Source organism: Pseudoalteromonas sp. Scap25, from assembly GCF_013394125.1.
Classification (GTDB): Bacteria; Pseudomonadota; Gammaproteobacteria; order Enterobacterales; family Alteromonadaceae; genus Pseudoalteromonas.
The window spans coordinates 1142751-1165489 of the sequence record NZ_CP041327.1 but is presented as its reverse complement, the minus strand read 5'-3'; the positions used below and the strand labels follow the sequence as shown (position 1 = coordinate 1165489).

Sequence of the window (22739 nt, the reverse complement as noted above, 5' to 3'; positions counted from 1 at the left end):
TGTTTTTTAACAACATTAATACGTATAGTTATACTGATAAACGCAGTTTTTGTCTATAGAAAGCGCCGCTAGCGGAACAATAATCAAACAAAAATACTTATAAATTAATGAACAGTAGCCAAATAAGCTCAGCTTTCAGACAGTTTACAGCGGAATATCCAATCACTAAAATCGTACAAATAAATGAGCATTAAGTGCTATGTGCTTTTGCCACAAAATACGATATTGCGCTGATAGGCCTAACTGCTGATATTGCATAATCGACCACTGTGCACTGGGCTTATAAGCAGTGCCGCCTTGTTGGCAGCTTTGGCTTTTGTGCCACCCTTTGGGAGCAACTGATTTTTTTGCAATAAATAAGTTGGGAGCAACAAACCCATCAAGCTGACATAACCACGCTTGCTTTTTTACCGGTAAAGCGTACTCATCTTCAAAGCCATTAAAGTGCATTAACTCATGCAAAAAAACCGCGTAGCTAGCCTGTGAATTAATATGCATTAAACCATTTTTTACACTGGCAGTACCTTGCTTAGGCATCATAACAGCAAAATCGAACCCAGTGGGAAGCCGCTTTTTAAGCGATGATTGTTGCCAATTGCACACAGCACGGGAGGATTCAGTACTATTGCAACTAATTGCATTACCCACATAAACTGGTTTTGAAAAACAAAAGGTATTGAGACTCGGCTCTGGGTTTTGAAAGTACGCGTTACGAAATTGATTGAGCCTGTATAAACCATCACGGTGATCGCTCAATATTAATACATTAAATGTACACTGCTTTTGTATCTCAATTTGCTTGCTTGCAACTAAAAACCCTAACTTATTCATAAATGATTTACTTAACGTTTCTATGGGTGCTTGTTGCTGTAATTGCAGGTGATAAAAGATATCGCCTTTAGGAAGCTTATTTTGATTTTTTAGTAGCGCTAAATCCTGCCAACGCTGTTGCGAAAATAACGAGTCGGCGAGTTTTTTTTGCTGTGCTCGTGTAATTTTATCCAAACTTGCTTGCCAAAATAGTTTAGCCGTTTCAGTTTGATTATTGATTAATAATGACAACCCATAGCCATATTGAGCATCCGCTATTTTATTGCGAGCTAAGGTTGCTAAGGCTGTGGTGGGTAATTGTAATATGTGGTTTGCAAAGTAACGAGGGAATTGCCAATAACTGTCAATCACATTGGCCTTGGCATGTAATACTTGCCAAAAGCCAATGCTATTTTGTTTATTACTCGAGCCACTAATAACGCTAGCGCACAGTAATAAAGCACTTAGTTTTAAATAATTAGCCAGCGCTTTCACTGGCCATCAACTCAAGCTCTAAACGCGCATACTTATATTCTATAAATTCATGTACGTTCGTTGCTAGCGCCAATTTAAAGTAATCTGTGGCAATTGAAAGCTCGCCTGCGGCTTGGTGCTGTTTAGCTAAGTAAAAATAAGCTTCACATAAACGCTGAGCATATTCTTGTTGTGAACTTACACCATCGGCTATCCCTGAAAAAAATGCTTTTTCACTCATATCACCTACATACAAGGCAATAAGCTGATATGCCCATTCATTTTCATCAAGGGCCGCCGCATTGGCTTTTAACGCAGCGATTGCCGCGGTTTTATCTTGTGCTGCTTGAGCTAAATAAAGCCACAATACACGATAAGGATCGTTAGGAGAGCGCTCCAAGAATGTTTTAAAGTCATCCTTTGCAAGCGTCGCTCTATCACCATAGTACAAAGCAATACCACGATTTAAATACGCATATTCATGTTCTTGGTCTAACTCTATGGCTGAATCAAAATACTCGTATGCTTTTTCGTATTGCTGCATCAAGGTATGCTGAATACCCAAAAAGTTATAGACTTCAGCCAAATCAGGCTTAAGTTTAACCGCTCGGTTAAAATCAATTCGCGATAAAGTCGTCATGCCTAAGCTATCAAACAGTACTCCACGGTCATAATAGAGCTTTGCTTGTTGTTCTTTACTCAAGTCTGCTCTATTTAATAGCTCTGAAAAACGAGCAATGGCAATTTCATTTCTAAAGTCTGATGCAAGTGGCGCAGTAAATGGTACATTAATAATAGCAGCGGGTTTAGTAGTAGCCTGACAAGCGCTTAAAGACAAAATAGCAAAAGATGCCAAGGCTAAATGTTTAAGTCTCATTAAAATCCTTAATACCGAGGTAAGTAGCAAATAGATAAGACATAAGCTGTCTTGTAAGGTTCATTCTTGTTATATGTTACTTAACGTCTTGAACACAATAGGTTGCTAACATTAAAGCATAAAAAAAGGGGCTAAACAGCCCCTTTTTATACTATCCAGTAATTATCTGGATGAAAGATTAGCAATTACGCGTCTTTAGACTCGTCAGCTGCAGGTGCTGCTGATTCCATTGCTTCTTTAATACTTAGACGTACACGGCCTTGACGGTCTACTTCTAGTACTTTAACTTTAACTTCTTGACCTTCGCTAAGGTGATCAGCAACGTTGTTAACACGCTCAGTGCTGATTTGTGAGATATGCACTAGGCCATCTTTACCAGGAAGAATGTTTACAAACGCACCGAAATCAACGATACGTACCACTTTACCTTCGTAGATAGTACCTACTTCAAGCTCAGCAGTTAATTGCTCAATACGGCTAATTGCATTTGCTGCACTTTCACCGTCTGTAGCAGCAATCTTGATTGTGCCATCATCACCGATTTCAATCGTAGTACCCGTTTCTTCAGTAAGCTGACGGATAGTTGCGCCACCTTTACCGATAACTTCTGCGATTTTCTTCTGTGGGATTTGCATCGTGTAAATACGCGGAGCAAACATAGATAACTCTTCAGAAGGTGCAGAAATCGCTTCGTCCATTACATTTAGAATGTGTAAACGTGCAGCTTTCGCTTGTTTAAGCGCGATTTGCATGATTTCTTGAGTAATACCTTCAATTTTGATATCCATTTGCAGTGCAGTGATACCGTTAGTTGTACCCGCTACTTTAAAGTCCATGTCACCTAAATGATCTTCATCACCTAAGATATCTGAAAGAACAACAAAGTTTTCTTCTTCTTTAACTAAGCCCATTGCGATACCCGCAACTGAGGCTTTAATTGGAACACCTGCGTTCATAAGCGCTAAAGACGTACCACAAACCGATGCCATTGAAGATGAACCATTTGATTCCGTAATTTCAGATACAACACGGATTGAATATGGGAAGTCAGTCAATGTTGGCATTACTGCTGCAATACCACGCTTAGCTAGGTTACCGTGGCCGATTTCACGACGCTTAGGAGAACCAACAAAACCAGTTTCACCTACACAGAACGGAGGGAAGTTATAGTTAAGCATAAAGTGGTTTTTGTGCGTGCCAGTTAAATCGTCGATTAACTGTGAATCACGTTCTGTACCAAGTGTTGCTGTTACTAATGCTTGCGTTTCACCACGTGTGAAGATTGCAGAGCCGTGAGTACGTGGAAGTACGCCCGTCATTACATCTAGAGCACGGATCATATCTGGTTCACGACCATCGATACGTTTTTCGCCAGCAGCGATACGGCCACGAACGATTTTCTTCTCAAGTGAACCGAATACTTTACCTACTTCTTGCTTATCAAGCGTTTCGCCTTCAGCAAGTTCGCTTGTTAGTGCTTCAACAACCGCATCTTTTGCAGCAGTTAATGCTTCTTTACGCGCTACTTTATCAGTAATACGGTAAGCTTCGCCTACTTTATCAGCAGCAAGAGTTGCTACTTTCTCTTCTAATGCAACGTTTTTCTCAGGTGCAGTCCAATCCCAAGTAGGCTTGCCTGCTTCTGCTTTAAATTCGTTAATTGCATTGATGATAGACTGTGATTGCTCATGGCCGTATACAACCGCGCCTAGCATTACGTCTTCAGCAAGTACGTCTGCTTCTGATTCAACCATAAGTACTGCGTTATCAGTACCCGCAACAACTAAGTCAAGTTGGCTCTCTTCAAGCTCTTTTAGTGTCGGGTTAAGTACGTATTCACCGTTAATGTAACCAACACGTGATGCACCAATTGGACCGCTGAACGGGATACCAGAGATAGCAAGTGCTGCTGATGTACCAATCATCGCAACCATATCAGGTTGGATTTCAGGGTTTACAGAAACAACAGTCGCGATAACTTGTACTTCGTTTACGAAACCATTTGGGAAAAGTGGACGAATTGGACGGTCAATAAGACGTGCAATAAGTGTTTCGCCATCGTTAGGACGACCTTCACGCTTAAGGAAACCACCTGGGATACGACCAGCAGCGTACATACGCTCTTGGTAGTTAACTGTTAGTGGGAAGAAGTCTTGACCTGGTTGAGCTTCACGCTTACCAACAACCGTTACTAGTACTGACGTGTCGCCAATGCTTGCTAGTACTGCGCCGTCAGCTTGACGAGCGATAGCACCTGTTTCTAGCGTCACTGTGTGTTGACCTAGTTGAAATTCTTTTATAATTGCTTGCACTTAAAATATTCCTTAAATGTATTTTTAGTATTAATTAAGTTTTCATCAAAGTACCAATTACAGTACATAATTGTATTCAGTTGGAAATCAATTAAGTACTACAATTGGCAATGATGTAAATAACCGTAAATAAACCTTTTTATCTACGCGCCATAGTATATAACAAAGTCAGGTAAAATTGCGAGCTTAGTCCAGAGATAAACGCATTGCTAAATTATGTACTTTGCTGTTACTTACAATGTGGCTTTTAGCTGATATTTCAAGGGGATTAATCGATGTGGGTATGGGGAAATTTAGACACAAAAAAAGGAGCTAAAAAGCTCCCCTTTTGATAATCAAGTTCTTAGCGACGTAGGCCAAGCTCTTTGATTAACGCAGTATAACGCGAGATATCTTTACCTTTAAGGTAATCAAGCAGTTTACGGCGAGTGCTTACTTTACGAAGCAGACCACGACGTGAGTGGAAGTCATGCTTGTGATCAGCAAAGTGACCTTGAAGCTTGTTGATATCAAAAGTAAGTAATGCTACTTGTACTTCAGGTGAACCAGTGTCGCCTTCAGCGCGTGCGAATTTAGCAATGATATCGATTTTTTCTTGATTGCTTAGTGACATAATAACTCCAAAAGTTAAATTTAATAGGTGCTTTAGCCGATCACTAATTCAGCCAAAACGATTAAGCGGGCGTATTCTACCAATTATCAGCATAACTACAAGTTAAACTTTACTCTGGTTGTTGATTAGACAAGCCGCGCTTTGACTTTAAATGGCCATCAGGATTACGTTCGCCCGTACCAATAAATATTCCGTCAGCCAGTACCTTTATTGCACCTTCAGGCAGGGCTTTACCCAACACCACAGCTTGACCATGGCTAAATGCCATTCCCTGCTCTTTAGTAATTTCCACAACGGGTAAATCAACTAACGCGGTGTCCATTGGCAATAATAGTTCGTCAAGGTAAGTTGAAGGCGCAACGTCTTGTTCTTTCGCTTGATTTAATAACGCTTCTAACTGCTCAAGTGTGACCATTTTATCTGCAGGGTAATGCCCAACAGCACTACGATGCAGCATAATCACATGCGCGCCGCAGCCTAAGTTTTCACCTAAGTCATCAACGATAGTACGAATATACGTACCTTTAGATACATGTGCAGTCATTTGTATCTCGTTAGCTTGCTCATCAAACTCATCAAGCGTTAAGCTAAATACGTTAATTTTTCGACATTTGCGAGGAACTTCTATACCTTCACGCGCATATTTATATAAAGGTTTACCTTCATATTTAAGCGCTGAATACATTGATGGATATTGGTCTGACTCACCTAAAAACTTAGCAATCTCTTCGCTTAGTAATTGGGAAGTAACATTCACATCGCGAGTTTCGACCACTTCGCCATCAGAGTCTGATGTGGTAGTACGTTCACCTAGCTTAGCTCGAACAACATAGGTTTTATCTGTATCGAGTAAAAACTGGGTAAACTTAGTCGCTTCACCAAAACAAATTGGCAGCATGCCGGTCGCAAGCGGATCAAGCGCACCTGTGTGCCCCGCTTTTTGCGCAAAATAAATACCTTTAGCCTGCTGTAATGCCTTGTTTGATGAAATGCCTTCTGGTTTGTTTAACAACAAAATACCATCAACTGGACGGCCTTTACTGCGTCTTGCCATTAGTCTTTAGTGCCTTCTTCGCTATCTGTTTCATCATCAACATGCTTAGCATTATCTTCACGAATGATAGAGTCCACTAAGTTAGAGATGCGCATCCCTTCCATTAATGAGTTATCAACCACAAATTTAAGCTCTGGCATAATACGTGCGCGAATACGCTTACCTAGTAACGAACGGATATAGCCCGTTGCTTCGTTCAGTACTTTTGCACTCTGTTTTGCTGCATTTTCGTCTTCAGTGTTAAACACCGTGATAAAAACTTTGGCATAAGATAAATCGCGTGATACTTCTACCGCAGACACTGTCACCATGCCTAAGCGCGGATCTTTAATTTCGCGTTGTAGAATCACAGCAATTTCTTTTTGAATTTGCTGAGCAACACGATCAGTGCGAGAAAATTCTCTCATTTCACTTTCCTAAAATTATAACTTATTGAAAAACAATAACAAGTTAACTAAATAATGGATACACAAATGGGGGCTGAGCCCCCATTTAAAATCTTAGCATAGGGTATGTTGGGCTATCGAGGTACGACCTTGAATGTCCAACAACACCTAACAACAATTAAAGACTACGTTGTACTTCAACTGTTTCAAATACTTCGATTTGGTCACCAACGCGAACGTCATTGTAGTTCTTAACGCCGATACCACATTCCATGCCGTTACGAACGTCTTGTACGTCATCTTTAAAGCGACGTAATGACTCAAGTTCACCTTCGTAAATAACCACGTTATCACGAAGTACACGAATTGGTGCGCTACGTTTGATAGTACCTTCAGTAACCATACAACCAGCAATTGCGCCAATTTTTGGAGACTTAAATACATCACGTACTTCAGCAAGACCAATGATCTCTTGTTTAAACTCAGGAGCAAGCATACCAGACATGGCTTGCTTAACTTCTTCGATAAGTGCGTAAATTACGCTGTAGTAACGAAGGTCTAAGTTTTCAGAGTCAATCACTTTACGCGCTGATGCATCGGCACGAACGTTAAAGCCAACTACGATTGCGTTAGACGCTGCAGCAAGAGTTGCATCTGTTTCAGTGATACCACCAACACCAGAACCAACAATCTTCACTTTTACTTCATCAGTAGAAAGTTTAGTTAGTGAGTCTGAAATTGCTTCAATTGAACCTTGAACGTCTGCTTTAAGTACCACGTTAACTTCAGACACGTCGCCTTCAGTCATGTTAGTAAACATGTTTTCAAGCTTCGCTTTTTGCTGACGCGCTAATTTAACATCGCGGAATTTACCTTGACGGTAAAGTGCAACTTCACGTGCTTTACGCTCGTCTTTAACTACTGTTGCTTCATCACCCGCTGCTGGAATACCAGAAAGACCTAAAATCTCAACAGGAATAGAAGGACCCGCAGATTTAATGTCTTTACCGTTTTCATCGCGCATTGCACGAACACGGCCATACTCAAGACCACATAATACAATGTCACCTTGGTTAAGCGTACCTGATTGAACAAGGATAGACGCTACTGGACCACGGCCTTTATCAAGACGTGATTCAATTACAACACCTGCAGCCATACCTTCGCTAGGTGCATTTAGTTCTAACAGCTCAGATTGCATTAATACTGCTTCTAAAAGGTCATCAATACCAAGACCTGTTTTAGCTGAGATGTGAACGTATTGCGTATCACCGCCCCAATCTTCTGGGATAACGTCTAGCTGAGCTAGCTCGTTTTTAACGCGGTCTGGATCTGCGCCTTCTTTATCCATTTTGTTAACAGCAATGATTAAAGGAACGCCAGCTGCGCGAGCATGCTGTACCGCTTCTTTAGTTTGTGGCATTACACCATCATCGGCTGCAACTACTAGGATTACGATATCAGTCGCTTTTGCACCACGAGCACGCATAGATGTAAACGCGGCGTGACCCGGAGTATCTAAGAAAGTGATCATGTTGCCGTTAGTTTCAACGTGGTATGCACCAATATGCTGCGTAATGCCACCGGCTTCGCCTGAAGCAACTTTAGCTGAACGAATGTAATCAAGCGTTGACGTTTTACCGTGGTCAACGTGACCCATAACAGTTACTACTGGAGCACGAGGCTCAGACTTACCATCTTCATGGCGGTCGTTAAGTACTGTTTGCTCTAATTCGTTTTCTTTAACGATGATAACTTTATGGCCCATTTCTTCTGCAACAAGTTGCGCAGTTTCTTGGTCAATAACTTGGTTAATCGTAACCATGTCACCCATTTTCATCATTGTTTTTACAACTTCAGCGCCTTTAACAGCCATGCGTGACGCAAGCTCAGCAACTGTAATTGTTTCACTAATACGCACTTCGTTTTTAACATCAGCCGTTGGTTTTTGGAAACCGTGCTGTAATGACGCTGGCGCTTTTAGCTTACCTTTTTTACCTTTAGACGCTGCAAATTTATCTTTTGCTGGCGCTTTTTTCTTTTTCTTCGCACGGCGTGAGCCTTGCTCTTCGCGAGCATCTGCTACATCTTCTGCTTCACGTGCGTAAGTTGAAGTCGTAAGGTGGTGATCCGCGGTTTCTTCGCGTTTCTTACGTTCTTCTTCTTCTTTCTTCCAGCGTGCTGAATTCTCTTCAGCTAGCTTTCTTGCCTCTTCTGCTTGACGTTTCGCTTCTTCTTCAGCTTTCTTCAATGCGGCCTCTTCTGCTTCTTTTTGCAGACGCTCAGCTTCGATGCGATCTTTCTCAGACTTAGCACTTTGCTCAGGGGTCATCTGCTGTTGTTTCGCTTTACGCTCAGCATCTGCTTTGCGTTTAGCTTCTTCTTTGGCTTTACGATCAGCGTCTTCTTTCGCTTTACGTTCTGCCTCTTGTTTCGCTTTCAATTCTGCGGCTTCTTGTTCAGCTTTTTGCTGCTCTTCAAGACGCGCTTTTTCTTCAGCGGCTAGACGTTGCTGTTCTTGCTCTTGCTCAACAGCACTTTTTTTCACGTAAGTGCGGGTTTTGCGAACTTCAACTTGCACAGCCTTTGCTTTACCCGTAGAGCCAGTCACACTTAATGTGCTTTTGCTCTTACGTTGCAATGTCATACGCGCTGGACCTTCAGATCCAGTACCGCCATGTTGCTTGCTTAGGTGATCAAGTAACGTTGCTTTTTCAGCTTCTGTTACATTATCGCCTGCTTGTTTAGTAATACCGGCTTGTGAAAACTGCTGTAGCAATTTATCAACAGTTGTACCTATATCACCGGCTAGTTTTTCAACATTTACTTCTGCCATAGTCTCTAATACCTCCGTTAATAAATTACTCGTCTGCAAACCAACAAATATTACGTGCAGCCATAATTAGCTCGCCCGCTTTCTCTGCAGATAGCTCTGTAATATCTACAAGCTCATCAATGCCTTGCTCAGCTAAGTCTTCAAGTGTTACTACACCCTTACTTGCCATAACAAATGCTAAATGACGCTCTAAGCCTTCAAGCGCAAGTAAGTCTTCAGCAGGCTCAGCGCCTTCTAAGCTTTCTTCCGTTTTAAGGGCTTTCGTTGTTAATGCATCTTTTGCACGTGAACGTAATACGTCCACTGTTTCTTCATCTAAGCCGTCGATTTCTAAAAACTCAGAAGCAGGTACATACGCAACTTCTTCAAGTGTTGAGAAACCTTCGTTGATAAGTAATGACGCAAACTCGTCATCAATATCTAAGTTTTCAGTAAATAAGTTAATTAACTTATCTGACTCAGCTTCGTTCTTAGCGCGCATTTCATCAACGGTCATTACGTTTAATTCCCAGCCAGTTAACTGGCTTGCTAAACGTACGTTTTGACCATTACGACCAATAGCTTGTGCTAAGTTATCAGCTTCAACAGCAATATCCATTGAGTGAGTGTCTTCATCCATTACGATTGAAGCCACTTCTGCTGGTGCCATTGCGTTAATAACAAACTGTGCTGGGTTGTCATCGTAAAGTACGATATCAACACGCTCACCGCCAAGTTCTGACGATACCGCTTGAACACGTGCGCCACGCATACCAACACACGCACCTACAGGGTCTATACGCTTATCATTAGACTTAACTGCGATTTTAGCGCGTGAACCTGGATCACGAGCTGCGGCACGTAATTCAATCATCTCTTCGCCAATTTCTGGCACCTCAATGCGGAATAATTCCATCAGCATTTCTGGTTTAGAACGGGTTACAAATAATTGTGCACCACGTGCTTCTGGTTTAACTTCATATAGAAGACCACGAATACGATCGCCTGGGCGGAAGTTTTCACGTGGCAGCATGTCGTCACGGTAAATAACCGCTTCGGCGTTATTACCTAAATCAAGTACGATTGCATCACGCGTTGCTTTTTTAACAACACCCGTTACTAGCTCGCCTTGCTGATCTTTGTACGCTTCAACCACTAAGGCACGCTCTGCTTCACGTACTTTTTGTACGATTACTTGCTTAGCCATTTGTGTTGTTATGCGGTCAAATTTAATTGATTCAATCTGCTCTTCTACGTAGTCGCCCATTTTCAAGTCTGGTTCTTCAACTTGAGCAGCTTCTAACGTGATTTCGCTGTATGGATTCTCTAAAGAACCATCTTCTAATACTTCAGCTATTTGCCAGCGACGGAATGTATCGTAATCGCCAGTTTTACGGTCAATTGCAACACGTACATCAATTTCACCATCATGCTTTTTCTTTGTCGCTGTCGCTAATGCGAACTCTAGAGCTTCAAAAATCTTTTCTTTTGGAACCGCTTTCTCATTGGAAACGGCTTCAGCAACCAATAATATCTCTTTTGCCATGGGTAATGCCTCGCTTGCCCTATTCCTTCGCACTCGAATTAAAACTTTGCGATTATGTTCGCACGTTCAATGTTACTAAGCATGATTAAATGCTCTGCACCATCGCTAGATAATGTGATCATATCGCTGCTAACTGCTATTAAGTCGCCTTTAAAATTACGGCGACCGTCTTGTGGAAGCTTAGTACGCACGCGTACTTCCTCTCCTTGCGCCTGCTCGTAGTGATCTTGTTTGAATAATGGACGATCAACACCAGGAGACGACACTTCCAAATCATATTCGTTTGTAATCGGGTCTTCGACGTCTAAAATCGCACTAATTTGACGACTGGCATCTGCGCAGTTGTCAACTGAAATTCCATCCTCGTGAGCAATGTATACTCTTAAGGTAGAATGGCGACCCGCTTGTACAAACTCAAGACCATGTAATTCAAAGCCTAGCATTTCTACCGCAGGCGTTAACATGGTTACTAAATCTTGTTCAAGTTTTGTCACGAAAATCCTCCATACAAACAAAAAAAGGGCTTATAGCCCTAAAATACTGAGTTTAAATTTTGATTTAATCGATAAACATTAAATCAAACGGTGCAGATACAACAACGCCCCGAACCAAGCGGGGCGTCACACCAAAAAACGAAAAACTGTGTGGCCTAGGGCCAAGCTTGGTTGCGAGTCAGTACCCTGACCAAATTAAACTTCATTAGCTTAAACGCAAAACGCGCATTACTTAGAATGCGCGATATAAAGTAGTAAGTTTAAACCTACTATTAAGATTGGTTGCGGGAGCCGGATTTGAACCAACGACCTTCGGGTTATGAGCCCGACGAGCTACCAGACTGCTCCATCCCGCGCCAATAGATAAAAAGTTAATAACTTAATATCGCTGTTAGTAAATTTTATAACCTACTAAACAATGGCCGCTATTATAAGGATGTGCCGCTAAATTAGCAACCATAATAACTAATAAGTTGATAAAAAAAGCAACCTAGTTTATCGCCTTACCTACACTATGTTTGCTATAAAATTTGAATCGTTACAATCAACCGCTGTATTAAATTGCATTCGGTGCTCTATTATCGGTAACCTGAACTTTGGATAATAAATCTATCTCAAGCAGCTATTTTCAGCGCTAACTGCGTTGAATTTACTTGCAATAGGCTAGCTATTGACGCGTAATTTCGCCTTGTTTTCACTGAAAATCTCTGGCTAGAGAAAATAAACATAAATATCATTTTTGATTTAATATGTTAGTAAACCTCTTAACCAGAGTTCAGGTTAAGCATACTTTAAGAAATAGATCGCTTTTAAAAATATCACGTATAAGAGTGAATTTTGGCTAATTATGAAAAAATACAACACACTAAGATTGATTTTAGGTGATCAGCTCAATCCTGCTCATTCGTGGTTTAAAGACAAATCAGACGACACCGTATTTGTTATTGCTGAGCTTATGCAAGAAGCACACTATGTAAAACACCATGTGCAAAAAATATCAGCCTTTTTTAAAGCCATGGAAAACTTCGCTAATGCATTAAAAGATGCTGGCTTCAATGTTTTACATCTCACGCTAGATGACACCAAAGACGATGATGACTTACCCGCTCTTTTAAAGCGTTTAGCCAAGCAGCATGAATGCACCTCTATTGAATATCAATACCCAGATGAGTACCGTTTAAAAACACAACTTCACGAATTCGCGACTAATAGCGAGTTAACGGTGAATGCCTGTGACAGCGAGCATTTTTTATTAGCATTTAACGACATAGATAAACGCTTTAAAAAAGATAAACACGTCACTATGGAGCATTTTTATCGGGCAATGCGTAAGCAGTTTGATATTTTAATGGAAGATGACAAACCTGCCGGTGGGCAATGGAACTTTGATGCCAATAACCGTAATAAGTTTTCAAAAAGTGATTTAGCCGATATCCCCAAACCCAAATTATTTAAAAATGATGTTAGCGCCATTATTGAGCGTTTAGATAAACATAAAATAAATTACTTTGGACAGATAGACACGCAATTAAGCTGGCCAACAACCCGTAAGCAAGCAATAAGTGCGCTTGATCATTTTTGTGCACATTTACTGCCTCGCTTTGGTCAATTTCAAGATGCGATGACAGATCAATGCCCTGATAAGGATACCTTTTATCACAGCCGATTATCGTTTGCGTTAAATGCCAAAATTTTACCCCCTCGCTATGTTATCGACCGTGTTGTTAAAGAGTACCAACAACGTCAAGATGAAATATCTATTTCTCAGGTTGAAGGCTTTATTCGCCAAGTACTGGGTTGGCGCGAGTATGTGCGTGGCGTGTATTGGAAAAACATGCCCGATTACGCCAACAAAAACCAGCTTAATGCAACTCGTGCACTGCCGAGTTATTTTTGGAATGGTAAAACAAAAATGAATTGCTTAAGCCACTCATTAACACAAAGCTTAGACAGCGCGTATGCCCATCATATTCAGCGCTTAATGGTAATAGGTAATTTTTGTTTATTAACCGCCATCAGTCCCGATGAAGTGGATGAATGGTATTTAGGTGTTTATATTGATGCTATTGAGTGGGTAGAAATGCCTAACGCACGAGGGATGAGCCAGTTTGCTGACGATGGCATCATTGCCACTAAGCCTTATGCGGCTAGCGGCAACTATATAAATAAAATGAGTGACTACTGTAAAAGCTGCCAATACAAAGTGAAAGAGAAAGTGGGCAAAGATGCGTGTCCGCTAAACAGCCTTTACTGGCAGTTTATGCAAAAACACCGAGAGCGACTTGAGAAAAACCCACGAATAGGGATGGTTTATCGTAATTGGGATAAACAAGATGAATCATTACGCCAAGCAACCTTAGAGCAAGGTAACAACTATTTAAATAATATTGAAAAGCTTTAAATATAAATGCCGTCAATTGGCGGCAGCATTCTTGATAGTTAATATTAAAGTACCAAAATAGGTAATATTGTTAATTAAATGTTTAATTTATTTGTCATGGCAATGTAATGAGCTTATTTTTTAATAGCACCTCTTACTCCAAACTATGATGAGAATAAAATGAAAAAACAATTAATTGCAGCGACACTTTTATTACTCGGTACAAGCCAAGCTCAAGCTTTTAGTCAAGAAACTCACAAACGTATTGTTCTTGATGCCGTAAATTATATGCAGCAACACCCAGCCAGCACCGAATATGCTGCCCTACGTCAGTACGCTGCACAAAACAATCTGACAATCTCTGAATTAGCCGAGCTGCTAGGACAAGCGGCTTATGATGTAGATGACTTTGAAGACACCTTTTTCTGTGGTGCCATTACAGGTTCGTGTGTTCAAGCGCCTGTATGGGGAGCAGCGCAAAGTATAGTTAAATATACAAGCTATTGGCATTTTCAAAATCATACCCAAGGTGCAGACCAACATGGAAACGATTTTGGTGGTTATAATTATGAGAAGCTCACCGTTTGGGGCACTATTGATAATCTTGCATCTGCTTGGCTTAAAGGTGACTACCTTGATGATGGTAAAGGGGGAGAAACAGGTTGGTTCAATGCCGACTCTTCAAAATATAACAGTTATGGTGTAACAGAATCTCACTACAGAATCGATAGCAACTCAACCTATTCTATGTACGATGACTTTGAAGAAATGCCATTTCAACCTATCGATAATTTAGGGCAATATTGGTATCAAAGTTACTTACAAAGCGGAAATCCTCAAGTATTAGGGTTTGTATTTCATACGACTGATTTATTACAACCTCACCACACATGGACCACATCAGACCTTAACCACTCTAGCTGGGAAAGTTGGGTAAAAGATTACTATGATCAAGAGCAGCTCAACGATTTATCACTCGTTACTCAAGCAATGCAAACGTTCTCGCCTTTAGATAAAAATAGCCAAGATGTTCGCCCATTATTAACTCAAGGCGGTTCATTTTCTTATGCACAGGGTGGAATTGTACTCAATTCAAAAGATCATTTTGATCGCCTTAATATAGCTAAGCAAGTAGTGCCCCATGCAATAGCAATGGTGGTGCACTTATTGAACCACGCCATGGTTGCTCGCTAATGAAAAAAATGGCTATTTTAGTGATTACATTACTAGGGGCGTGTTACCACTCCCTAGTAATGGCCTCATTTACACAATACAGTAGTGATGAAGTTAACTTTATGCATCGTGCTTATTTAAAGCACAAACCTGAAATTACAATCAATGAAGTTAGAACTCGTCTGTATGAGAATCAGTTTTTGTTACAACAAGCAGCGCTAAAAACACCTGCAATAATAAAACGACAATCTGCCGTTGGTTTTAGTACTCAATACCATGTTGAACGTTACTTAAAAAATCTGTTCGATTCGCAATTAGCTATAAAGGCACAGTCAAGTCAGGTAAAGCTTGACACTTATGATAGCCATTGGCTTAAACACACATTAGGGCCCTACCCTAAAAATGGTCAATATGTGCAAAGCTTGATTAAAAAAATGCAGCAGATCGATTTAACCCCTATTTTGTATAATTCTATTAATTTATATGAATTTATCGATACACTATCAATGCAGGTACGTTTTAAACTCCATAGAGGAGATAGTGAACTATTCAAAAGTGAATTAATAAAAAAACGGCAATTCAATATAGCGTTTTCAAAAGCCAAACCGATTTTGGCAAAACAGAATATTGATATTGAACATCTGTATGAAATAGCTAAAGGAGATATTTTGCGACCCTCCATTCAAAGCTGGCTAGGCATAAATACAATGATGCACATGCAGAGCCCTGTTCTTGAAAAGCTAGAGCAACAAGTAAACAAAAGCGAAATTAAAGCGTTTTATCAAGCAAATAAATCGCAGTTTAAATTTTTAAGTCAGGTAAAAGCCCACGGAGCTCAATTTGCTAATCGAGCCAATGCTGTAGACTTTCGCACGTTGGCGGATAACAAATCACTTGAACAAGCATTAGTAATATCAGGAAAACAAGATATATATGCTCAATACAATAGTGAATTAAACCGCAAAAACAAAAGTAGTTGGGTTGTACAACTTGCGTTCACAACTAAAGAAAACACCATTTCCGCTGTTATACGTACACCTAGTGGTGAATGGGTGGTGATACACAGTTATGAGCATCAGTTTGATTACTTTTTGCCAGAAGATGAAACCGTTCGATACCAAGCAACAAAGGCCATCGCAAAACAAAAAGCGGCACAACAGTATGAAAATAACTGGCTCAAGTGGCAAAATAAGACGGGAGTAATTTTATGAGTAAAAAAAATTTCGTTTCTGTCATTGCTTTAGCTTGTGTTGGTATTTACACACTTTTCACTCATTATACTAGCAAACCAACAATAGAGAATATTGATGGCCTTGACCAAGCTAAAAGTGTCAAGCAAACAACGTCCCTTGAGCTGACAGCTGATGACATGACTCAAGAGTTGGAAAGCACGCAATTGAAAACGGCTACAATTAGTAACACTAGTCCTCCCCCCTTGCCAACAATAACCTCTGTGGCCTATTTACCTAACATAGTAAAAAATACTCAGCCAGTGGCTCAGTACAGTGGTGATTTAAATAATCACCAGGCATATCAAGATTTCCATCTTGAACAGCAAAAACAGCTAGAACAACGTTTTGTTATTGCTGCAAAAGCCAAAATATTAAAGCTTGAAGACTTACTTGCTAAAGGCCGACAAAAAAAGCTTTCACAAGAACAACTACAAGTTGCAATAGATAAAATTAACGCTTTAAAACAAATGCAAATAGATTTAAAAGACTAACAACGCAAAAAGCCGCCAAATGGCGGCTTTTCACAGGGAAAATACGTGTGCTATCTAAGCTATTTACTTTCTAGCATATTGCCTGAGCCAATTTCAATTTTTCGCGGCTTCAGCGCTTCTGGGATCTCACGCTCAAGATCAATACTCAGTAAGCCGTTGGCTAGGTCTGCGCCAAGTACTTTAACGTGGTCACCTAACTGGAACTTACGCTCAAAGTTGCGCTCGGCAATGCCTTGATGAATGAATTTACGTTCATCGTTTTGTTCTTTACCTGCTTTAGTGCCCGATACAACTAACGTGTTGTTTTCAGATTGTAGGCTTAACTCGTCTTCACTAAATCCAGCAACTGCCATAGTGATACGGTATTTGTCTTTATCAAGCGCTTCGATGTTGTATGGAGGAAAACTTGGCTGCTTGTCAGTTCGTGCAGCGGCATCCATTAATGATGCTAAGTGATCGAAACCAATGAATGAACGGTATAGGGGTGATAAATCTACTGTACGCATAATAATATCCTCATATTTAAGCGATATATTGCTGCCACTTTTCGTTTGAACAAGTAACGGCAAAATTTAATTAATAATATAATTTTCAAATAGTTCTGTTTAAATGAAGACCCATCAGGCGTCCTCAAATAACTATTTATGGGCGGACAATTTTATTTCAAGATTTTTTTATAAAATATTTTTTATTTTTTTACAGGCCCTGAAAAAAGCGAACACAATAATCGTTTTTTTGCACTGTAATAAATAATGAAATTAGTTACACTAGGGTCAACTAATTTGAGGAGAGCGTTATGTTAACAGTAATTTTTGGCCGTGAAGGCTGCCCTTTTTGTGTTCGCGCTAAAGATGTTGCAGAGCAACTTGCTAATGACCGCGATGATTTTAAATACCGCTACATCGACATCATCAAAGAAGGCATCAGTAAAGAAGATTTAGAAAAGTCTGCAGGCAAGCCATGCCCGACTGTGCCACAAATTTTTGTAGACCAAACACACATTGGTGGTTTTACAGAATTTGAAGCCTACGCCAAAGAAAACCTAGGCCTTTACCAGTAAATTTGTAGGTATATTGTTAACCAGCTTAATTAACGCACAACTTGGGCTGGTTAAATTTCGACCAACATCAAACACATATAAATTAGTTGTAATTTATACAAGCATTTGCCTCGTATTTCCTATACAATGCGCGCCTCTTTAAATTCGTTGAGGCGTATTAATGTCAGAACCAGTCACGTTTGAATCTCTAAATCTTTCTCCTGCAATTTTAAAGGCAGTTGAAGAGTTGGGTTACAAGACACCATCTGAAATCCAAGCTCAATGTATACCGTTATTGCTAGAAAGAAAGGACGTACTGGGACTAGCACAAACGGGTACAGGTAAAACAGCAGCATTTGCACTGCCATTACTAAATAATATTGACCCGTCTGTGAAACAGCCACAGATCCTTGTACTCACACCAACCCGTGAGCTTGCGATCCAAGTAGCTGAGGCATTTGAACAATATGCAAAACACACTCGTGGTGTTGAAGTACTGGCACTATATGGTGGCCAGAGCTACAGCATCCAGTTGAGCGCACTTCGTCGTGGCGCACAGATTATTGTTGCTACACCGGGTCGTTTAATCGATCACATAAACCGTGGCACTATCAAGTTTGATGCTTTACAAGCACTTGTACTTGATGAAGCCGATGAAATGCTACGTATGGGCTTTATCGATGATGTTGAAAACATCATGGAAAAAACGCCGCGTGAAAAGCAAACATGTCTTTTCTCTGCGACTATGCCTAAGCAAATTCAAAACATCAGCAGCAAATATATGAACAATCCTGAACAGGTTCATATTTCTGCACGCAACTCAACTGTATCGTCAGTAGAGCAAGTGTTTTGGAATGCACACGTACATAAAAACAAAGCCATTGTCCGTTTCTTAGAAGCAGAACAATATGAAGGTGCTATTGTTTTCGTACGTACACGTAACGATACAGTACAACTAGCTGAGTTATTAGAGCGCGAAGGTTTTTCTGCTGCGCCGCTTAACGGTGACATGAACCAGCAAGCGCGTGAGCGCACAGTTGATCGTTTAAAAAGCGGCATGCTAAACGTTGTTATTGCAACAGACGTAGCGGCACGTGGTCTTGATGTAGACCGTTTAAGCTTAGTTATCAACTACGACATTCCACAAGATTCTGAAGCCTACGTTCACCGTATCGGCCGTACAGGTCGTGCTGGTCGTACTGGTAAAGCGATTCTTTTCGTTAAGCATAACGAGCGTTATTTACTTAAAAATATCATTCGTCATACTAAATCTGAAATCGCACAAGTTGAATTACCAACAGCTAAAGTTGTTGAAGAGAAACGTATTAATGCGCTTCAAGAAAAGCTTACGCTTGCACTTGAAAACAAAGATATTACTTTCTTTAACGAAGTGGCTGCCAACATGGCACAAAAACTTGAGCTTGCTCCTGAAGACTTAGCGGGTGCATTACTGTGTTTAGCACAGCAACAATCGCCAATTAAAGTTGAAGAAGTTAAGATTCAACCGCGTGAGCGTAACGAACGCAACCCTCGCAACGACCGTAATGATCGTGGTGACCGTGGCCGTCGTAACGAACGTGGCGGTGAGCGCGCTGAGCGTAAACCTCGCGAGCGTAATAGCCGTGATGCAGGCCCTATGGATACGTACCGTATCGAAGTAGGTCGTGAGCATGGTGTTCAGGTTAAGAACATTGTTGGTGCAATTGCTAACGAAGCAGACATTTCAAGCAAGTTTATTGGTGACATTCGTCTTCACGACAGTCACAGTACGGTACAATTACCGCAAAACATGCCTAAAGATGTACTTGATCACTTCCAAAAAGTGTTTATCTGTAAACGCCCAATGGGTATGACATTAACACAAGATCAAGGCCCTTCTGAGCCACGCGGCGAGCGTTCTGAACGCCCTGCTGGTGACAAGAAGCGTAGCTTTAATAAAGATGGCCAACGCCCTGATAAGCGTAGCGGCCCTCGTAAAGAACGTCGCCCAGTTAGCTTCACCGCTAAGTAAGCAACGACTCTTTAGTAAAAAAACCTTGCCACGAAAGTGCCAAGGTTTTTTTGTGTCTGAAATTCAGGTATCAGGTCAGCTTAATCTTCGTAACTCGAAGCCGCAAGCCAGTATTAGGTACTTAACTAACATATTGAATTAAAAATATTTTGTTTGTTTTCTCTAACCAGAGATTGCAGTAAAAACAAGGCGAAATTACGCGTCAATAGCTAGCCTATTGTAAGTAAGTTCAACGCAATTAGCGTTAAAAAAGCTGCTTGAGATAGCTTAATTATCCAAAACTCAGATTAATTAATGTGTATAAACATGTTTTCTTTGATTTTTAAAACAATAAAATTTATGTAAACTAAGCAAAGGCTATAATTCATGGACGAATTAAAAATTGAAAAGAAATTACGATAACTTACTCTTTGTAGTAATAATGTTACCTATTTTATTATGCATCATTATTCCTATTTTAATGGACTTTACAGATCCACCATTTATCACAAATGAAATATACGACGTTATTTTCTTTATAGCATTCCCTATTATTTGTGGCGCATCATTCATCTATTTAAATATACTTGTATTCAATAAATATAGACGCTGCAGTAAATACAGGAAGCATCTTAAATATAGTTTTTCAGATACAAAAACGAAATTATCATTAATATTCGCGTACCCATTAATCCCTTTGTTAATCTATGCAAGTCTCTATTTTTTATTCTCTGCCCCCATTAAATTATGGGCTTACTACACGCAAGGCGACTATTGGTATAAGGAATATATCCTAACTGATGTACAAAAGTGTGGTTCTGATTATGAAGATAATTGTACTCGTTTATATTTTAAAGATCCTAAAACAAACGAAACTCATGATTTTAGGTGGTACGATGATAAGTCTACAATAATGAATAACAAAAACGATTATGTTTATATTTTTGGTGAGGCTAGTTTGTTTGGTTATATAGTGAGAGATTTAGAAAGATAACTTAGACTTACTTTGAATATTACAGCACTTTTATATAAACCTCACTCGAGTGAGTGAGGTTTATGAATCAAGATATAAGTTAAGGCGCCACAGCGGGATACACGTAGCTGGCATCAAGTCCTAATGGGATACCGAGTGCCCAGTAGCCTAGCAAGAAGATACTCCAACCGATCATAAAGGCGATTGAATACGGTAGCATCATCGCGATAAGCGTACCTATGCCTGTGCCTTTAACGTATTTTTGACAGTACACCACCACCAGCGGGAAGTATGGCATTAGCGGGGTGATAATATTAGAGCTAGAATCTCCCACACGGTACGCTGCTTGCGTTAAGTCTGGCGAAATACCGAGCTGCATTAGCATAGGTACAAATACCGGACCTAATAGTGCCCACTTAGCCGAGCTTGAACCAACAAACAAGTTTACAAAACCAGTTAGGAAAATAATGCCCACAACCGTCACAGAGCTTGGTAACTCCATTGCTTTTAATACTTGAGCCCCTTCAATTGCCAGTAAAGCACCTAGGTTTGATTTACTAAATGCAGCAATAAATAATGAACAAAAGAATGCCATAACAATGTAATACGCCATACCATTCATGGCTTTGCTCATCGCGTCTATCATGTCTTTAGAGCTTTTAAAGGTGCCTACGGTAAAACCATATACTGCGCCTGGGATCCAAAATAATAAGAAGATTAGCGGCACTATTGATTGCATTAATGGTGAACTAAAGTTTGTTAAAGAACCATCGCTGCTGCGCATCGCTGAATCAGCGGGTGCAGATACATACGCTAATAATGCAATACCTGCAATCATTACGCTACTGGCAATAAGAAAGGCGCGCTTTTCGTCACTACGGGCATCTTCAAATGCTGGTAGGTCTTGAGTTTCGCCATCAACTGGTGAATTTTTTAAACGTGGTTCAATAATTTTATCGGTGATATACCAACCTAACATCACAATAAATAAGCTTGATGCTGAAGCAAAGCCCCAGTTATTAAGCGGGTTAATGCTCATTGTTGGATTAATAATTTGTGCTGCACTTTGCGTAAAGCTTTGCAGTAATGGGTCAATTCCAGATGGAATAAAGTTAGCACCAAAGCCACCACTTACCCCAGCAAATGCCGCTGCAATACCGGCAAGCGGATGACGACCTGCTGCAAAAAATATTACCCCAGCAAGTGGAATAACCAGCACATACCCTGCATCGGTAGCCGTATGGCTCACAATAGCTACCAAAATAATTGAGGGTGTTAGTAATTTTCTAGGCGTTACTTTGAGCATTAATTTAAGGCCGGTATTAATAAAGCCCGAATGCTCTGCAACGCCTACACCTAGCATAGCAACCAGTACTACACCCAGTGGCGCAAAACCGGTGAAAGTTTTTACCATAGAAGATAAAAAAGTGGCCAACGAATCGCTGGCAAGCATGTTATTAATGATAATGGCTTCGCCAGTACGAGGATCTATTGCATCAAATGTGACGCTTGAAAACCACCAAGACAAAAACCAGATTAATAACATGGCAAACAAAAAGATAATTGCTGGATCAGGAAGCTTATTACCTACCCGCTCAACAAAATTTAAAAATCGCGCAACTATGCCAGTTGGCATTGTCGCATCATTATTGTTATTCATTTCACTTGTTCCCTAGAATTTAGACTGTGCTACTTTAGCGTATCTAAGGAATGAGGTAAATTTTAACTGAATAAACAAGTTCTTTTTTAGGCACAAAAAAACGCGGCTCAGTAGCCGCGCTATTTTTAATGAATAAAAAAAGCTTATGCAAGTGCTTTTACTTCATCCCATATTCTTACTACGAGTGCTTTATCATCTTCATTAAGTTCGCCATTGCGATAAGCTTTTACTAAGCTTTTTTCAACCGTGTCGTTTAGTTCTGCAATTTCTAGATTTAACTCTTCAACTTGTGCATAACCTACGGCTAAATCAAAGTGGCCGCGTAAATAACCGCCAGCAAATAACTCGTCATCGGTGGCTTTTATCACTAAATCATCAAAATATTGCTGCGCAGCATCTATGTAATTTACTAAACTCATG

At 40.3% G+C, this 22739-nt stretch carries 18 protein-coding genes and 1 tRNA gene; 6 read left to right on the top strand and 13 right to left on the bottom strand.

Going from position 1 to position 22739, the window contains the following annotated elements; all coding sequences use genetic code 11:
• Positions 1–165: 165 nt before the first annotated feature.
• The 10 genes from FLM54_RS05325 to FLM54_RS05280 form a co-directional block, all read right to left on the bottom strand.
• Complete coding sequence (locus tag FLM54_RS05325; RefSeq protein ID WP_178955592.1) at positions 166–1305, bottom strand: hypothetical protein; 1140 nt, start codon at positions 1303–1305, stop codon at positions 166–168.
• Positions 1289–2161 carry a lipoprotein NlpI gene (nlpI, locus tag FLM54_RS05320; RefSeq protein ID WP_178955590.1) on the bottom strand — a complete coding sequence of 291 codons (873 nt, stop codon included), beginning with the start codon at positions 2159–2161 and terminating at the stop codon, positions 1289–1291. Before nlpI ends, FLM54_RS05325 begins: the two co-directional genes overlap by 17 nt.
• A 185-nt stretch (positions 2162–2346) precedes the next feature.
• Complete coding sequence (pnp, locus tag FLM54_RS05315; protein WP_138606213.1) at positions 2347–4473, bottom strand: polyribonucleotide nucleotidyltransferase; 2127 nt, start codon at positions 4471–4473, stop codon at positions 2347–2349.
• Positions 4474–4816: 343 nt separating this feature from the next.
• Entirely contained in the window at positions 4817–5086 is a 270-nt protein-coding gene (gene rpsO, locus FLM54_RS05310; RefSeq protein WP_006793376.1) for a 30S ribosomal protein S15, read from the bottom strand.
• 109 nt (positions 5087–5195) lie between these two features.
• On the bottom strand, positions 5196–6140 hold the full coding sequence (gene truB / locus FLM54_RS05305) for a tRNA pseudouridine(55) synthase TruB (RefSeq protein ID WP_054202156.1): 945 nt from the start codon (positions 6138–6140) through the stop codon (positions 5196–5198).
• A complete protein-coding gene (rbfA, locus tag FLM54_RS05300; RefSeq protein ID WP_008467148.1) occupies positions 6140–6547 on the bottom strand; it encodes a 30S ribosome-binding factor RbfA in 408 nt (135 codons plus the stop codon). The genes truB and rbfA overlap by 1 nt, the downstream gene beginning before the upstream one ends.
• A gap of 157 nt (positions 6548–6704) precedes the next feature.
• Positions 6705–9362 carry a translation initiation factor IF-2 gene (gene infB / locus FLM54_RS05295; protein WP_054202155.1) on the bottom strand — a complete coding sequence of 886 codons (2658 nt, stop codon included), beginning with the start codon at positions 9360–9362 and terminating at the stop codon, positions 6705–6707.
• Positions 9363–9387: 25 nt separating this feature from the next.
• On the bottom strand, positions 9388–10887 hold the full coding sequence (gene nusA, locus FLM54_RS05290; RefSeq protein ID WP_010391392.1) for a transcription termination factor NusA: 1500 nt from the start codon (positions 10885–10887) through the stop codon (positions 9388–9390).
• 38 nt (positions 10888–10925) lie between these two features.
• Positions 10926–11381, bottom strand: a complete 456-nt coding sequence (gene rimP, locus FLM54_RS05285; RefSeq protein ID WP_008114543.1) for a ribosome maturation factor RimP — start codon at positions 11379–11381, stop codon at positions 10926–10928.
• 279 nt (positions 11382–11660) lie between these two features.
• Positions 11661–11737: transfer RNA gene (locus FLM54_RS05280), tRNA-Met, on the bottom strand.
• A gap of 491 nt (positions 11738–12228) precedes the next feature.
• Here FLM54_RS05280 and FLM54_RS05275 point away from each other — a divergent pair.
• From FLM54_RS05275 to FLM54_RS05260, 4 genes are all read left to right on the top strand, one after another.
• A complete protein-coding gene (locus FLM54_RS05275; protein WP_178955588.1) occupies positions 12229–13782 on the top strand; it encodes a cryptochrome/photolyase family protein in 1554 nt (517 codons plus the stop codon).
• A gap of 159 nt (positions 13783–13941) precedes the next feature.
• Positions 13942–14955 carry a phospholipase gene (locus tag FLM54_RS05270; protein ID WP_138606217.1) on the top strand — a complete coding sequence of 338 codons (1014 nt, stop codon included), beginning with the start codon at positions 13942–13944 and terminating at the stop codon, positions 14953–14955.
• Between the two features lie 101 nt (positions 14956–15056).
• Complete coding sequence (locus tag FLM54_RS05265; RefSeq protein ID WP_256872128.1) at positions 15057–16145, top strand: peptidyl-prolyl cis-trans isomerase; 1089 nt, start codon at positions 15057–15059, stop codon at positions 16143–16145.
• Positions 16142–16657 (top strand): hypothetical protein, encoded by a 516-nt coding sequence (locus FLM54_RS05260; protein ID WP_178955584.1) that lies wholly within the window; start codon positions 16142–16144, stop codon positions 16655–16657. The genes FLM54_RS05265 and FLM54_RS05260 overlap by 4 nt, the downstream gene beginning before the upstream one ends.
• Before the next feature lie 59 nt (positions 16658–16716).
• On the opposite strand, the gene FLM54_RS05255 is transcribed toward FLM54_RS05260, so the two are convergent.
• Entirely contained in the window at positions 16717–17163 is a 447-nt protein-coding gene (locus tag FLM54_RS05255) for an Hsp20 family protein (protein WP_016899448.1), read from the bottom strand.
• 290 nt (positions 17164–17453) lie between these two features.
• Between FLM54_RS05255 and FLM54_RS05250 the strand changes: the two genes are divergently transcribed.
• Positions 17454–17717 carry a GrxA family glutaredoxin gene (locus tag FLM54_RS05250; protein ID WP_008114535.1) on the top strand — a complete coding sequence of 88 codons (264 nt, stop codon included), beginning with the start codon at positions 17454–17456 and terminating at the stop codon, positions 17715–17717.
• Positions 17718–17877: 160 nt separating this feature from the next.
• Entirely contained in the window at positions 17878–19707 is a 1830-nt protein-coding gene (locus FLM54_RS05245; RefSeq protein WP_054202149.1) for a DEAD/DEAH box helicase, read from the top strand.
• Between the two features lie 1052 nt (positions 19708–20759).
• Here FLM54_RS05245 and FLM54_RS05240 read toward each other — a convergent pair.
• The gene (locus FLM54_RS05240) at positions 20760–22319 is read right to left on the bottom strand and encodes an AbgT family transporter (RefSeq protein WP_010391381.1); all 1560 of its coding nucleotides are present in this window, start codon (positions 22317–22319) and stop codon (positions 20760–20762) included.
• Positions 22320–22462: 143 nt separating this feature from the next.
• On the bottom strand, positions 22463–22738 hold the full coding sequence (locus tag FLM54_RS05235; protein WP_010391380.1) for a YfcL family protein: 276 nt from the start codon (positions 22736–22738) through the stop codon (positions 22463–22465).
• Position 22739 lies beyond the last annotated feature (1 nt).